14 protein-coding genes and 1 pseudogene are annotated in these 14,107 nt (G+C 59.7%); 3 read left to right on the forward strand and 12 right to left on the reverse strand.

The window, feature by feature from the left end; genetic code table 11:
* Positions 1–13: 13 nt before the first annotated feature.
* Positions 14–397 (reverse strand): hypothetical protein, encoded by a 384-nt coding sequence (locus AGR1_RS28605; protein WP_246669774.1) that lies wholly within the window; start codon positions 395–397, stop codon positions 14–16.
* Positions 398–623: 226 nt separating this feature from the next.
* Here AGR1_RS28605 and AGR1_RS28610 point away from each other — a divergent pair, with 226 nt between their 5' ends.
* Complete coding sequence (locus AGR1_RS28610) at positions 624–884, forward strand: hypothetical protein (RefSeq protein WP_149149118.1); 261 nt, start codon at positions 624–626, stop codon at positions 882–884.
* A gap of 165 nt (positions 885–1,049) precedes the next feature.
* Here the strand turns inward: AGR1_RS28610 and AGR1_RS28615 are convergent, their stop codons facing one another.
* From AGR1_RS28615 to AGR1_RS29750, 7 genes are all read right to left on the reverse strand, one after another.
* A complete protein-coding gene (locus tag AGR1_RS28615; protein ID WP_149149119.1) occupies positions 1,050–6,161 on the reverse strand; it encodes a DEAD/DEAH box helicase family protein in 5,112 nt (1,703 codons plus the stop codon).
* A gap of 100 nt (positions 6,162–6,261) precedes the next feature.
* Positions 6,262–6,663: a DUF3085 domain-containing protein gene (locus tag AGR1_RS28620; protein WP_149149120.1), complete on the reverse strand. Its 402-nt coding sequence runs from the start codon at positions 6,661–6,663 to the stop codon at positions 6,262–6,264.
* The gene (locus tag AGR1_RS28625) at positions 6,644–7,285 is read right to left on the reverse strand and encodes a DUF1419 domain-containing protein (protein WP_149149121.1); all 642 of its coding nucleotides are present in this window, start codon (positions 7,283–7,285) and stop codon (positions 6,644–6,646) included. Before AGR1_RS28625 ends, AGR1_RS28620 begins: the two co-directional genes overlap by 20 nt.
* 142 nt (positions 7,286–7,427) lie before the next feature.
* A complete protein-coding gene (locus AGR1_RS30200) occupies positions 7,428–7,763 on the reverse strand; it encodes a toprim domain-containing protein (protein WP_348640602.1) in 336 nt (111 codons plus the stop codon).
* Between the two features lie 114 nt (positions 7,764–7,877).
* The gene (locus AGR1_RS30205) at positions 7,878–8,021 is read right to left on the reverse strand and encodes a DUF3991 domain-containing protein (RefSeq protein ID WP_348640603.1); all 144 of its coding nucleotides are present in this window, start codon (positions 8,019–8,021) and stop codon (positions 7,878–7,880) included.
* An 81-nt stretch (positions 8,022–8,102) separates the two neighbouring features.
* Positions 8,103–8,393, reverse strand: a complete 291-nt coding sequence (locus AGR1_RS30210) for a hypothetical protein (RefSeq protein ID WP_348640604.1) — start codon at positions 8,391–8,393, stop codon at positions 8,103–8,105.
* A gap of 220 nt (positions 8,394–8,613) precedes the next feature.
* Positions 8,614–8,790, reverse strand: a complete 177-nt coding sequence (locus AGR1_RS29750; protein ID WP_025419229.1) for a hypothetical protein — start codon at positions 8,788–8,790, stop codon at positions 8,614–8,616.
* 528 nt (positions 8,791–9,318) lie between these two features.
* Between AGR1_RS29750 and AGR1_RS28640 the strand changes: the two genes are divergently transcribed.
* Entirely contained in the window at positions 9,319–10,128 is an 810-nt protein-coding gene (locus tag AGR1_RS28640; RefSeq protein ID WP_149149122.1) for a DUF3800 domain-containing protein, read from the forward strand.
* Between the two features lie 626 nt (positions 10,129–10,754).
* On the opposite strand, the gene AGR1_RS29755 is transcribed toward AGR1_RS28640, so the two are convergent.
* Positions 10,755–10,922: a hypothetical protein gene (locus AGR1_RS29755; protein WP_187772331.1), complete on the reverse strand. Its 168-nt coding sequence runs from the start codon at positions 10,920–10,922 to the stop codon at positions 10,755–10,757.
* On the opposite strand from AGR1_RS29755, the pseudogene AGR1_RS28645 reads away from it, so the two are divergent.
* A pseudogene (locus AGR1_RS28645) lies at positions 10,848–11,084 on the forward strand (hypothetical protein); the annotation flags it as partial. The gene AGR1_RS29755 and the pseudogene AGR1_RS28645 sit on opposite strands and share 75 nt — an antisense overlap.
* 144 nt (positions 11,085–11,228) lie before the next feature.
* On the opposite strand, the gene AGR1_RS28650 reads toward AGR1_RS28645, so the two are convergent.
* From AGR1_RS28650 to AGR1_RS28660, 3 genes are read right to left on the reverse strand one after another with little or no spacing between them, the layout of a single operon-like run.
* Positions 11,229–12,302 carry an ABC transporter ATP-binding protein gene (locus AGR1_RS28650; RefSeq protein WP_149149123.1) on the reverse strand — a complete coding sequence of 358 codons (1,074 nt, stop codon included), beginning with the start codon at positions 12,300–12,302 and terminating at the stop codon, positions 11,229–11,231.
* Positions 12,303–12,315: 13 nt separating this feature from the next.
* A complete protein-coding gene (locus AGR1_RS28655; RefSeq protein WP_149149124.1) occupies positions 12,316–13,161 on the reverse strand; it encodes a carbohydrate ABC transporter permease in 846 nt (281 codons plus the stop codon).
* A gap of 6 nt (positions 13,162–13,167) precedes the next feature.
* Entirely contained in the window at positions 13,168–14,085 is a 918-nt protein-coding gene (locus AGR1_RS28660; RefSeq protein WP_149149125.1) for a sugar ABC transporter permease, read from the reverse strand.
* Positions 14,086–14,107 lie beyond the last annotated feature (22 nt).

Genomic DNA, 14,107 nt, shown 5'->3' on the forward strand with positions numbered 1-14,107 from the left:
CTTCGAGAATGGGCTAGGTTCGGCGCCCAAGAAGGGCCAGACCATCGGCGAGCATGCGCTTCAAGATCAGCTTCCTGCTCTCCGGTGTGGCAGTGGCAATTTCGGCGATAGCTATGGCAGCGGGTGATGGATCGGCGGCCTCGGATTGCGCGACGGGGAGAGACTCTTCGGCTACTGCGGCGACAACGACGTGCGTAATCGTCGTTTCATCCGATTTGACCGAAACGGTGACCTGTCCACCGGAACGGAGGCGGTCGACTCCCGTTTGAGCGGCATCTTGCTCATCTTGAGCTTCGACAAGGGAAGTCTGCGTCACGAGAAAAAATGGCATATGGTTCCACGAAGTATTTTTACCGCAGATCTCATTCGCAAAGGTGGCGCGGTCAAGGTGCAGCACCGCATTTGCGGTTGCCCCGAAACAAAAAAAGGCGCTCGACCCTTGAGGGGAGCGCCTTCTTCTGTATCCCGGGACAACATCAAACGCCGCGGCGATTGCAGCGAGCAGGACATCGTCTCGTCGGGAAGTGATGCTCAGATATTGTTGACCAAAGGCAATTTCAAGTCGCGGTCCAGAACATCAACTGTTAGATCTTTTCGCTCATCAGGAATGCCAGGCAAACATCATGACCACAGATACCGAGACGCGGAGAACCATCGCGCAACGAGTAATTGATCGGGCGGCAGCGCGCGGCACGCCGGTCGACGCTGATCCAGCGTTCCTCGCTGCGGTGGAGGAATGGGTCCGGGGAGATATCGACATGAAGGGCATGCGCGACCGGTACCTTGAAATAATCGCTCTTCAAGCTGCCGACCGGAGGGGCCCACGCACAACTGGCCTCGGCAAAAATCCCTTAGGTTCCTTAGCCGACGCGAACGAAGAATAAAAAAATGGGCCTGCGGAGAACCGCGGCCCATGAAGTGTGGAGATTGAAAACCTCCAGAGGGGAACAGCTGCTGCGACGGAACTGGGAGGTGACCGTCATGTGCATCAGCTGGAGGCGTTATGCCTGGATTTTGACCAACTGGAAAACATTTATTGTGCAATGCAGCTATGCGGCTGCCGCGACGGTCTCGTTGTCCAGGTCTGCCGCCAGCTGAGCCTCGATTGCCCGCAGCTTCAGCCGTTTTTCCTTTAGGTCGTCTGCGAACGCGAAAGCGCCTCCGTCTCGGGAACGGTAGGAAACCAATCGCCGCTCGGCGTCTCCAAGCCGCCGACGATACTGGTGCTGTTCCTCATCGAAGCTGCTGAGAGCGTGCTCAAGCCGTGAGATGGCGCCGAGCGGCGTGATCGTGATGGCCAGATCGATCTCGTAGTCTGCCCCGGTGCGCTGAAGCAGCGTCTCATAACGATGGCCATTACCCTTGCCGAACCGCTCGCCCTCATAGACGAGATCGAAGCCTCCGATGGTTGCCAGATGCACCTCGCCTTCCTGCTGCAACTGCAGAAGCGTGAGGATCTCCTTCATCAGGGCCCGCCCGGCCTCCTTGCGCTCGGTGTATTCCTGCCCAAGCACTACCATCGTGAAGGCATCGCCACCTGTCGGCTTAAGCCGTGCGATGTCCTGGCCGATCTCGCCGATGCGCCGGGCCGAGACCTCGATCTCGCTCTCGGCATCGCGCATCTGCCGGCGGACGGCATATTGGTCGTCCTCGTGGGCAGCGCGCAGGCGTTCGAGCCGGGCGATATCGGCCTCGAGTCCAGCTTTCTGCATCAAGCGCTCGTCGCCAGACGCGATGGCCTTGGCCATGGCGAATTGGTTCGCGGCCCCTTCGCCAACGTCCTCCAGCCGACGGATCGAGGTGTCGCCGGAGAGCGCGGCGGCGATGAAGCGGGCTTTGCGCTCATTGTTCTGCCACATGGAGGCGTCGAGCGAGCCTTCGGTGGCATAGGCGAAAATATCGACTTCGTGGTGCTGGTTGCCCTGGCGAACGATCCGGCCTTCCCGCTGTTCGATCTGCGACGGCAGCCATGGGACATCGAGATGGTGGAGGGCTTTGAGCCGTAGCTGAGCGTTGACGCCGGTCCCCATGGTCTCCGACGATCCGATCAGGAAGCGGACCTTGCCCGCCCTGACATCGCCAAACAACCGCTGCTTGGCCTCGGTCTTTTTATAGTCCTGCATAAACGCGATCTGCGCGGCGGGCACGCCAAGCTGGATCAGTTCGTCTCGGATGAAGCGATAGGCCGAGAAGCCGCGGGATTTCTCGACATTAATCGTGCCGAGATCCGAGAAGATCATCTGGGCGGCGCCTGGCAGATCAAACTCCTTGCCGTCAGGGCGACGATAGATGGCCTCGCCGGTCTCCGTCCATATCCGGTGGGCATTGCGCACGAGGAGATTGAGCTTGTTATCTGCCTCGTTCTCGGCCGCCGGCATCACGAAGCGCAGGTCGATCGCGGCATGGCGACCATCGGTGATGACCGAAAGCAGAATGTCGTCACCTGGCTTTGCCGGCCCTTCACGCTTCTCGATCGCCTTGATCCGGCCATCGAGCATCTGCTGATAAGTCTTGAACAACGCCGTCGGCTTGGCCGTTAGGATCTGTCGGCGCCCGGTCGAGATGTTGGGCACCTTCACATATTGCCGGAGATCGTCCGGCATGACGACATCGGCGAAGGAGCGGAACATGGCGATCAGTTCGGGGACGTTGACGAAGGAGGCAAAGCGGCTGACCGGCTTGTATTTGCCCGAGGGCTGGATCTCGAGTTCGGTCGTCGTATCGCCAAAGCAGGAGGCCCAGGCATCGAACTCATGTAGCCCGCGCTCGGTAAGTGCGGCATGACCGAGCAGGCGCTGGATCGAGAACATCTCGCCGAGCGTATTGGTGATGGGCGTGCCGGAAGCGAGAACCAGCGCGCGACCGGGATTGCGTGTCTCGATATAGCGGGATTTGACATAAAGATCCCAGGCGCGCTGCGAGCCGTTCGGGTCGATACCCTTCAGGGTCGACATATTGGTGGCGAAAGACAGTTTGCGGAATTCCTGCGCCTCGTCGACGATGATCTGGTCGACACCGATCTCGGAGATGGTCAGAAGATCGTCCTTGCGGGTAGCGAGACCTTCGAGCCGTTCCTGCAAACCTTCCTTGAGCCGCTCGAGGCGCTTGCGCGAGACACGGTCCTCGCTGTCGACCTTGGTCAGTAGATCCTCGTAGAGCTGCAGCTCGTCCTGGATCATCTGCTGTTCGAAGGCAGAGGGCACGGCAATGAAGCGAAACGCCGAATGCGTGATGATGATCGCATCCCAGGTGGCGGTCGCCGCCCGCGACATGAACCGGGCGCGCTTGTCCTTGGAGAAGTTCGTCTCGTCGGCGACAAGAATGCGCGCGTTCGGATAAAGCGCCAGGAATTCGCGTGCCGCCTGCGCCAGGCAATGGCCAGGCACGACCAGCATTGCCTTGGCGATCAGCCCGAGCCTGCGCTGTTCCATGATCGCGGCTGCCATGGTCATCGTCTTGCCGGCGCCAACGGCGTGGGCGAGATAGGTTGAGCCATCGGCGATAATCCGCCAGATGCCGCGTTTCTGGTGCCCATAAAGAACAAAGGCGCCTGAGGCGCCTGGAAGTTTGAGATGCGAGCCGTCGAATTTGCGCGGCGCGATGTTGTTGAAGCGGTCGTTGTAATCGCGGGCGAGCCGGTCGGTGCGATCCGGGTCGGTCCAGACCCAGTCCTGAAACGCCTGCTTGATCCGCTGCAGCTTGTCGCGCGCCGCCTCGGTATCGACGACATTGAGCACCCGGCGCTCGCCGTCGACATCCTTGAAGGTGTCGAAGATCTGCGGCACCCGGCTGTTCAGGGCGTCGGCGAGGAGTTCACCGGCATGGCGGCGGCTGGTGCCCCACTCCGACGTGCCGGCCGCGGAAAGCCCAAGCTGTCGCGCCTCCACCGTCCAGGAGCCGAGCTCCGGCATATGGTGAATGCGGATGTCGGCCTCCATCGTCTCCTTGACGAAGGCGACGACATCGGCCGCCGGGATCCAAGGCGCACCAAGACGGGCGGTGATGTCGGAGGGTCGAAGATCGGCCGGCTGCACATCCTGAAGCGCCCGCACGTTGCGCTCATAGGCCGGATCCAGCTCGTCTGCTGCTTGTGCTGCGTCGAGCTTGGTGCGCACCGCGCCGGACAGGTAGGCATCGGCCGTCTGCCAGGATCCATCGGCGGGGTCGCGAAATACTTCATCACCCAGCTCGTCGAGCACAGTCACGGGATCACTATGGAGCAGCTCGGCGATGTGATCGATGTCGACGCAGCCACGCTCATTCAGGACGACAGCGAGCGCGTCTGCAGGCGAAGCGATGGTCGGCGCCGCGGGCGGAGCAATCACACGTTCGGAAAAAATCGGACCTGGCTTGGCCGTGTCGGTCTCCAGATCATAGTCCTCGATCGATGCGACGAGCCAGCAATCGGGATCGTCGCGGAAGGGTGCGAGATTCGGCTGGCGATGAGTCTCCTTGACCTCGCCCGTCTCCACATCCTCCTGGATCGAGACGGTCGTGCGGTTGACCGGCCCGAAGTCGCGCACAAAGCTTGACCAGGCAATGCGTAGGCGGACCTGAAGATCGCGCCATGGCCGGTCGGTTTCCTGGGCCTTCAGCACCTCGCGCACGGCGTCACGGATCGGGATCAGCTTGGTGATGATCCGGATATGCTTCTCAGAAATCCCATCGCCCGAGCGACCCTTGCGCATGGTGACAGGTACGGCCGCCCCATCGAGCATCTGCATCAGCCCCTTCGACCGGTCGAGGAAGAAGCTGCCTTCGCGCATAGCGCTGTCCCTCGGCCGCAGATCGACGATCTCGCCGAGTTCGTCCTCCAGATCGATATCGATCGGCGTTGGCTCGCCGTCGTAGAGATCGACCGGCAGGAGATCGACCGCGGCGGCGAGGGCGGTTTCGAGACCCTCTCCAGCGCGCGGCAAGCAGGTGTAGGTCTCGCCGAACGGTCCAGACGTCAGCGCATGGGTGCCAAGCACAAAGCCGGGGTGCCGGGCAAACCACGTGTTGACGCGGATCGCACTTTCGTCCTCCGTTTCGGGGTGAACCTCGTCAACGTCGAGCCAGGTCTGATCCCCCTGCGGCTCACCGGGCTTGCGCTTGCGGAAGAAGAGGATGTCGACGACGACATCCGTGCCGGCGTCCCGGCGAAAGCTGCCCTCGGGCAGGCGGATCGCCGCGATCAGGTCGGCGGACTTGGCGATATGCCCCCGCGCCGTCGTATCGGCCTTGTCCATCATGCCATGGGAAGTAACGAACGCGGCCAGCGCGCCTGGCTTCAGCAGATCGATCGACCGGGCGATGAAGTAGTCGTGCAGGCGCAGGCCGAGCGACCGATAGTTTCGGTCTGAGCGGACGGTGCGATCGGAGAAGGGCGGATTGCCGACGGCGAGATCGTAGATCGGAGCAAGGTCGGTGCGGGAAAAGTCGCCCTCGATGATCCGGGCCTTCGGCTGCAGCAGCTTGACGATCCGCGCGGTGACGGGATCGAGCTCGACGCCGGTGACGTAGCTGCTGTTTCGATACGCTTCTGGCATCAGCGCGGGGAAGAGGCCCGTGCCGATGCCTGGTTCTAGAACACGGCCGCCACGCCAGCCAAGCCTCCGGATGCCGGCCCAGATCGCCCTGACGATAAACTCCGGCGTGAAATGGGCATACTGGGTGCAGCGGGCGAGCGATGCATAGTCGGCTTCAGAGACGGCAGTCTCAAGCGATGAGCCGAGATCGTCCCAGCCCTGCCGAAAATCGACTTCACCAGATCGGCGGAACATGCCGTTGGCGAGTTCGCCCGCACCGAAGGCGGTAAAGCGGATCAGTTGCGCCTGCTCCTTCGGCGTCGCCGGCCGGTCTTGCTTGGCAATGTTGTCGGCAACGAGGATGGCCGCAACATTGGCGCGGGCACGATCCTTCCAGGACGAAGGTAAGCCGCAGTCGCCGTCGAGGTAGAAGTTTGCCCGGAGCCTCCTCGGGTGTGACGGAGGCCGAGAGGGTACTGCCGCCGCCCTGGGAGGTGCGGATGCCGGCCCTGACGCCGGCGGCGTGGGATCCGGATCGTCATCGTTGGCGGCTTCAGGCGAGAAGCTTCCGAAGGCGGTCACGCCAAGGACCAAGCCGGACGACAGTGCCGTATTGCCAAACATGTCGAGAGAGAAGGGATCGTTGCTCATGATAAATTCTCCTTGTGAAGGCGCGCGTCATCGTCCAGCGAGTGGGACGCGCTGACGAAGAGATGTTGATTGACGTTGGGGATCCGCTCCGACGGAGGCGCTACGACCACTCGATGATGAAGAGTTCCATCGAGTCATCATCGAAGGTGATTCCGAGGTGCCTCGCATTGGGGGTGGCAGCGATCATCGCCTCCAGTTGCTCGGCATCGATGAATTCGACACCGTCATCTCCCCCAAAGGTCTTGCGTTTGACCTCGAACCAGTCGTCGTTCGTGCGAGGATCGCATTCGAGTGCGTAAGCGACGAACGGCTTTTCGCCATCCAGCAATGCGCCGTTCGAGCACAAGTAGACACCGTGGTCGCCGACCAGCCATAGACCTGGCCGTTCGTCGCGCCCGGGATGAAGGCCATGGTGGGGATTGCGAAAGCTGCCATTGGCTTGTGCATCGGCGCGACCGCGGGCGATCACCGCCCGCACGGATTCAATCGGAAACGAAAGCATAGAAAGCGCCTCCTCGCGCTGCGACTGCCGTATCGGGCAGATGGCGCAGTTGGACGGGCAGTTTGGTGGCGATCTCGTCGTCGGTCAGGTCGTCGAGAAGCTTCAACCTGGTAGATCCAGCCCCTGTGTAGAGAGCAATGACGCGCTGACCCGGCAGATACTGCGGGACGGTTTCATCGGAGTAGCCGCGATATGCGTCCGCCGTGGCGCTCCAGATGTGCTCGAGGCGCTCGCCCCGCGTCACCGAGCGTACAGGACGCGTTTCGCGTTCGATGATCGCTAGACGCAAGTGTTCCACCGACCCACGGTCGGAGAGATCACAATATCCATGGAAGTAACGGATGACACCGTCGAACCGCAGCGCGAAGAATACCGATGTGACGGATCCGGTCAGGAATTCGCGCATCGCGAACATCGAGCTACGGATCCAAAGCGGCGGCAGGATCTCGAACATATAGTCGTGTTCACGTTCGGTAATTTCAAACCATTCACCGGCATAGAGCGCGCTTGCTTCACCCTCGAAACGATGAGGACGCTGTGCATGCCGATCGAACATTCGGAACATCTGATGGCGCTGAGTGATGCCCTGGTAGACTTTACGGATTGCGGAAGGGGTGTTCATTGAAAGGCTCCTTTGGCCCTGTCCGGACCGAAGTGCGGTGCTGCCCTGCCGGCTCACCATCCTCTTCAGTCCTTCTTGACCCCTCCCCTCAAGCCGCAGCGTGTTCCGCCCGGGTCAAGGGCCGGCAAAGCCGGGCGCAGCTTCACCCTTGATGCGGGCGGCGCGACTGCGGCAGGCCTCTTCCTCCTGCCCTTGTTTTCCTTTCCCGATTTTCGTCTTCCCGCGCCTTCAGCGCGTCATTCCAGTCCTCGGTCGGTGGCTTCAATCGCAACCAGTCGCAGCCGACCTCATCAGCAATGGCGCGCAGGCGGCCGGCAAAGGTCTCGCCCTGGCCATTGGCGTCGGTGGCCGCGACCAGCACAGCACCCGGACGTGCGGCCAGCTTGCGGACCGCGGCGTCCGTCATCGGTGACCAACCTCCGCCGGTGCTGAGATAGACGCTGCCCTCCCGAAGGCCCTCGAACGCCGCAAGGCTCATGGCGTCGATCGCCGCCTCGGTGACGCAAAGACGCGTCGCGTCGGAGGAACCAAGGCGAAACAGAACCTTCGAACCGCCTGTCGAAAAGCCGCGCCAATCCGGACCGCGCTCCTCTCAGCCAGTAACAACACCATCGTCATTGACATGCGCGGCCCACATGCTGCCATAAGGGCCTTCCCGAAGGGCATCACTTTGGATGGCCTCCCGGATGATCGTTGCCGGCAGGCAGCGCTCGCTGCGCAGATAGCGCCAGGTCATCGATCCCTGCCACGGCCTACGTCGTGTTGCCCAGCGTTCAGAGACGGAACTGTTGTGAGCGGGCTTTCCGGCCGGTCGAGACTAGGCAGGATCCCTGGCGATGATGCCGACAAGAGCGGCCACCCGGTCGAGCGCCTCGACGAAGGTCACGTCGTCCAGATGCTCCGCGAGACCGAAGACATCGCCCTTCGCGTCGGACAGTGGATCGAACCATCCCCGCCCCTCATGGATGACGATGACGATTTCCGCATCGCGCCGGTATTTTTGTGCCTTGCGGGTGCTTTCCTTCATGTCGAAGGTAAAGCCGGCCTGTTCCAGCACTGCTGCGCACGGGACGCGGTCCCGAAGTTCCTCCAGTTTCTGTTTTTCCATTATTTTTCTCGGCGCTTGGCGCCGCCCTTCTCTCCAGATCCATCCTTCCCGCAATTTGCGGGACCGTTTCCAGCGGTCCGCGAAGAGCAAAGGAGGCAAGGGCGCGCCATGGCAACCTGCTGATCTGCAGCTTGGCACCTCCCGTCGGTGCCAAGGCGCGGCGCAGCTTCCCTTGCCGCCTGCCGCGCGCAAGCGGCATCAAGGAGAGGAAAATGCCGGCTCAATGAGCCGGCCAGGGATGGAATTCATGCACGATCTCCAGATCGTCTTCATCGTCGAGTTCGTCGCTCGGCAGAACGCCGAACTCGTCGCCGGACCTGAACAGTGTGACCGGAACCATCAGGGTGCGGGAAAGCTGGAAGGCGTGGTTTTGCGCAAGAGAAAGATCGGTGTTCATCTGAGGCTCCACCTTTGGAGCGGGCCATTCCCGCTCGATGGCTCCCGTCAGTGTCCGGAACCGGTCGCGATCACCGCGAAGGCAAAGCCGAAGCGGCCGTAGCTTGGCTCACGGACCCCGTCAGCGGGTTGATCGACGGAGATCCGGGGCCGGACCAGGAAGCCATCCATCAAGAGCGGGATTGGGACGCCTCCATGGGCCTGCCTCCGACAAACAACGATCGTGCTGATGCGGATCTTGTTGTAGCCCTCGATACCTGACGCTACCTTCTTTTCGCTCCGGTCATCAGGTCACGGTCGATGCCTATGGCTGCTGGAGGCGGTCACAGACGACGTGAAGCCGCGAACGCTGGAGGTTCGCGATTGTGAGCCATGCGGAGCCGCCTCTTGAAAAGCCGACACGCAACCGATATATATTGAGCATAGTCGAGAGCGCTGATCCGTCGGTGCGTTGAACGATTGTTTCACTCGGCTTACCGAATTGGAGCGGACCGCATGCGGTCCGCTTTTTCGTTTCAGGGGGGATTCGTTGCATCTACTATATCTCGACGAGTCTGGTCACTCGCATGATCCAAGCTCCGACTTCTTTGTCCTTGCAGGCTTTAGCATATTCGAGCGCCAAACGCATTGGCTGGAAGCCCAGATAGATCCTGTAGCGGCGCGCTTTAGCTCAACCAATCCTCGAGAAATCGAGTTCCATGGAAACCCAATGCGCTCGGGCAACGGTACCTGGAAAGGTGTGCCTCCCAACGACAGAGTTCAAGCCGTCGTCGATATCTTGTCGCTACTGGCAGACAAGCAATTACAGTTGAAGGTCTACGCCTGCGTCATCGAAAAGAAGCTCTTCTCTCCGAACGATATTCTGGCTCGGAGCTTCGAGGAGGTGGCTTCGTGTTTTGATGGCTATCTGAAGACGCTTTATAAGAAAAAGAACCCCCAGCGCGGCTTGGTTATCCTCGACAAGAGCAACTATGAGGAGAAAATCCAAACCCTCTCTCATGTGTTCAAGCACGTGGGGCATGCCAACGGCCAACTTCGCAACTTTGCTGAAGTCCCGCTTTTTCTGGATTCGAAGGCATCGCGCCTGATTCAGATGGCGGATTTGATCGCCTACTGGATTTTCCGTCACTTTCAGTCAGGCGACCAGCGTGGCTACGACCTCATAAGGCCTTACTTTGCCCGGTATGGCATCGGGCCAGTCTCAGGTCTGCGCTGTCACGTCTCGCCGGAGACAGAGGCGCGCCTCGCATCGCTTCCCGATCCAACTCACCCGTTTCCCAATGCAACGCCGAAAGCTATTGCCGCCGACGTACCCCAAATTTCCCCGCTTGAAGATTGACACGGTGTTAGACAAGCACGCACCCATTCCGACATGCTCGGCTTCAGATGTTAGTGAAAATTCCAGCTCTTGACCTTCAGCGTATCAATATGAAGATCGGGTGTTTATCCCGGACCTGATTGCACAGAGATTTGAAAAAAGCCCATGACTTCGAGCGGCGGCAAACGGTCGTCTTCAGAGCTGCCGGAGCACCTGCCCGCCATTCATTCCGAGAAGCGACACGTCTCTTACCATCGCTCCTCTATTCACTTAGCTCTTGTCGCTTTGCACTTAATCCGGATCTTCCTCACTTTGTGTGGTTAACAGATCGTTAGCGGGCACTTCGCAATTGGCGGGCACGAGAATAAAATCAAAATGGTCGCCCGGTCCAGGAAACAAGATGGAAAGCATCGTAACCAACGGCGACGGTGACTGGGTTGTGTCGGCTTGCGGACCATCCTCGGGCATTTGCCCAGATTGCCGGAGACATAGCAGTAGTCGGCACGGCTGGTCGTACCGCAGTCTCCAGGATCTGCCGATCTAGGCAATGAAGTGACGGTAAGGCTTCGGTTAAACCGCTGGCGTTGCAGTTGTCGGCAGTGCGAGCGGCAAAAATTCTCGGACCCGATCCCGGATATTGCCTCGCCCTACGCCGAGAAGCTGAGCAAGGTGGCGAACGTCTGGGAGACCTGTTTAAGGGCGTCCACTTTCGGCTCTTGATTGACGGTCAGCGCCCCGCGCGTTTTGCCTGCGTTCTTCGCCGCGATATCAACGCTGTCCGTAACGCCATCGACATGCTTTGCAGCAATGGTCAAGCGGCAGGGCAGATCAACCGACCGAAGACGATCAAGCGCGCCATGTATGGCCGAGCGGGTGCAGAGCTTCTCAGAGCGCGGATGATGCCCATCAAATTGGGCTCATCTCCAAACAAAGTGAGGCAGACCCCGGTTAACTGCCAACCGACAGCCGTCCCTTGAAGTTGTTCTTCGATTGGGCTTCAGTTTCTAGGCAATGGCATTCAGAATCATCGGTACGCTCCACAACCCAGGAGCGGGAATTTCTCCGCTGATGGTCAACAGGCCGTTAACCAAGAAAATTTGCGACAGGCCCTCCCCCAACTCTTATAGCCGCATTTGCGTCTTTGGATCGAAAAGATTGATACTCGCCTGATCAACGGCAAAGGTGACCTGCTCTCCCCTTTTGCCGGCGAAACGCGGAGCCACACGGGCAACGATAGTCTGTCTTCCAATCGTTGTCGTCAGCATCGTATCCGGCCCGGTCGGTTCGACGACGTCAATGATGCCTTCAATGGCACCAAGCTCATGTCCTTCCACGACCTTGAGTTCCTCAGGACGCACCCCCAGAATGACGTTACGCTCGGTCAAGCCAGCAAAATCGACACCTACCCCAAGGCTGACGCCGTCGGCCACGAATTGCCAACCAGAGCCGCCGTTCATGAGACGGCCCTCAATAAAGTTCATGGCCGGAGATCCTATGAAACTGGCGACAAACATATTTGCCGGCCGCTCGTAGATCGTGCGTGGATCGGCAAATTGTTGAATATGACCCCCCTTCATGACGGCAACCTTGGTTGCAAGTGTCATCGCCTCGATCTGATCGTGCGTCACATAGACAATACTTGTGCCGAGCCGCTCATGGAGTCTCTTGATTTCGGTTCTCATCTCCACCCTGAGCTTTGCGTCGAGGTTCGACAGGGGTTCGTCGAACAGGAACAGGTCGGGGTCACGGACGATGGCACGTCCCATGGCCACGCGCTGCCGCTGGCCACCGGAAAGATTGGCCGGCTTGCGGTCGAGCAGATGGGTAACCTGCAGCATCTCCGCCGCCCGCGTCACCGCTTCGCGACGCTGGTCTGCCGCAACTCCGCGCATCTCCAAACCGAAGCCAATATTCCGCTCCACCGACATTGTCGGATACAGCGCATAGGACTGGAAAACCATTGCGATGTTGCGGTCCTTCGGCGGCAGAGCGGTCACCGAGCGATCGCCGATTGAAATATCGCCACTGGAGGAATCATCGAGACCAGCGATAATGTTGAGCAATGTCGACTTGCCACAGCCCGAGGGGCCGAGCAGAACCAGGAAGCCGCCATCCTCCAGCTCGATGTCAATGCCATGCAGGACGTCGAGCGCGCCATAGGACTTGCGGACGTTCGTAAGGGAAAGCGTGGCCATGGATTTCTCTCCTTTAACCTTTGACTGCGCCCGCAGTCAGCCCCTGGACCATTGCCCGCTGGACGATCGCAAAGACGAACATAACCGGTAGAATGCTGAGGATGCCGCCAGCCGCCAGGACGCCCCAAGGAAGCTGAAACTCTCCCACCATCAGCTGCAGCCCCACGGGCCAGGTGCGAGAGCCCTGTCCTGTCGTCAGCATGAGGGCGAAAATGAACTCGTTCCATGCCGCGATGGCTATGAAAACCGAACTTGCCACAAGGCCGTTTCTCGTGAGCGGCAGGACAATACGAACCATGGCGCCGAGCCGGGTTGAGCCATCAATGCGGGCAGCGCTTTCCAGCTCCCTGGGCGCGGCATCAAAGAAGCCCTTGAGCATCCAGACGAACAGCGGCAACAGAAAACTGGTATAGGCCAGCGCCAGACCGAACCGGCTGTCGACTAGTCCCACGGTCCGCATCATGACATAAAGAGGGATGATCATCATGACGGCGGGAAACATGCGGATGAGCAGATAGCCAAGCATAAGAGTGTTGCGGCCGCGAAACGTCATCCGCGCGAATGCATACGCAGCCAATGTGCCGGTAGCCACACAGATGGCGACCGTGACGGCGGTGACAATCAGACTGTTGGTGATCAACACCGGAAAGTTCGACTGGGTCCAGATGGCGACATAGTTCTCGAAGGTGACATGCCGAGGAATGTACTGCATCTGCGAGGTGACGATGTCGGCTTCGGGCTTCAGCGACGTCAGGAACATCCATGCCATCGGACCGATGCAAAAGATCCCGAGAATGCAGAGAACGGTATAGGTCAGCACGTCGGCAGCCAGACGCCTGCTGCGATTGGTCTTAAACATGGTGGATCATTCTTTCGTAATGCGCGATAGGCGTATGTAGATCGTGGCGAAGACCATCAGGATCAGAAACATCACCACCGAAAGAGCGCCTGCGTAGCCGAAGTTGAAGTCTCGGTATGCGGTCTGGAAAGCGTAGAGTGACAGGACCTGTGTGGCGTTTCCGGGACCGCCGCCGGTCAATACCAGCAAGAGGTCGGGGGAATTGACAAGGCTGATCACGCGCAGGATTACCGCAGCCGTGATCACCGTCTTGAGCATGGGGACCGTGATCAATCTAAACTTTGTGAGGGAGCCGGCTCCATCGACAGCGGCAGCCTTATACAGATCCTCAGGGATACCTTTCAGGCCCGCGAGGAATAGGAGCGCGAAGAACGGAAAGCCGTGCCATGCCTCCACCAATATGGTGGCAGCAAGAGCGGTGGCCGGGTCCGCGAACCACGCCTTGTAGGAGCTCAGAACGCCAATCCGGACGAGAATGTCATTGATGACGCCGAGGCGCGGATCAAGGAGAAGCGCCCACATGTGCCCCGCAACGACATTTGGCAGAAAATACGGCAGCAGGATCAAAACACCGAAGATCTTGGTGCCCGGCAGGTTCCGGTTTAGAGCGACGGCCGCAATAAAACCCAGCGTGATCTCGATCGCGACGGCTGCCGTCACCCAGATCGCGGTATTCTTCAACGAAATCCAAAAAACCCGATCTGTCATCATTTCGGCATAGTGTTTCATGCCGACCCAGCCGTTGAGGCCCGGTCTGGTGAGGCGCATTTCCCGCGCGCTGATGACAAAGCCGTAGATCGTCGGATAGGCGACCACGAGGAGCAGGAGAAGCAGGCTCGGCAGCAGTAGGAAATAGACCCAAAACCGGGTTTCCGAGAACTCCCCGAGGCGACTGAAAGGCTTGCGGCTTAAGATTGATGACATTGAAACGCGGCGATATCGCCGT

The sequence above is a fragment of the Agrobacterium sp. B1(2019) genome (genome assembly GCF_008274755.1).
Lineage (GTDB): Bacteria > Pseudomonadota > Alphaproteobacteria > Rhizobiales > Rhizobiaceae > Agrobacterium > Agrobacterium salinitolerans.

Coding starts and splice junctions, on each gene's coding strand:
- AGR1_RS28610 (WP_149149118.1), top strand. CDS start 624: ATGACCACAGATACCGAGACGCGGAGAACCATCGCGCAACGAGTAATT.
- AGR1_RS28615 (WP_149149119.1), bottom strand. CDS start 6,161: ATGAGCAACGATCCCTTCTCTCTCGACATGTTTGGCAATACGGCACTG.
- AGR1_RS28620 (WP_149149120.1), bottom strand. CDS start 6,663: ATGCTTTCGTTTCCGATTGAATCCGTGCGGGCGGTGATCGCCCGCGGT.
- AGR1_RS28625 (WP_149149121.1), bottom strand. CDS start 7,285: ATGAACACCCCTTCCGCAATCCGTAAAGTCTACCAGGGCATCACTCAG.
- AGR1_RS30200 (WP_348640602.1), bottom strand. CDS start 7,763: ATGAGCCTTGCGGCGTTCGAGGGCCTTCGGGAGGGCAGCGTCTATCTC.
- AGR1_RS30205 (WP_348640603.1), bottom strand. CDS start 8,021: ATGACCTGGCGCTATCTGCGCAGCGAGCGCTGCCTGCCGGCAACGATC.
- AGR1_RS30210 (WP_348640604.1), bottom strand. CDS start 8,393: ATGGAAAAACAGAAACTGGAGGAACTTCGGGACCGCGTCCCGTGCGCA.
- AGR1_RS29750 (WP_025419229.1), bottom strand. CDS start 8,790: ATGAACACCGATCTTTCTCTTGCGCAAAACCACGCCTTCCAGCTTTCC.
- AGR1_RS28650 (WP_149149123.1), bottom strand. CDS start 12,302: ATGGCCACGCTTTCCCTTACGAACGTCCGCAAGTCCTATGGCGCGCTC.
- AGR1_RS28655 (WP_149149124.1), bottom strand. CDS start 13,161: ATGTTTAAGACCAATCGCAGCAGGCGTCTGGCTGCCGACGTGCTGACC.
- AGR1_RS28660 (WP_149149125.1), bottom strand. CDS start 14,085: ATGTCATCAATCTTAAGCCGCAAGCCTTTCAGTCGCCTCGGGGAGTTC.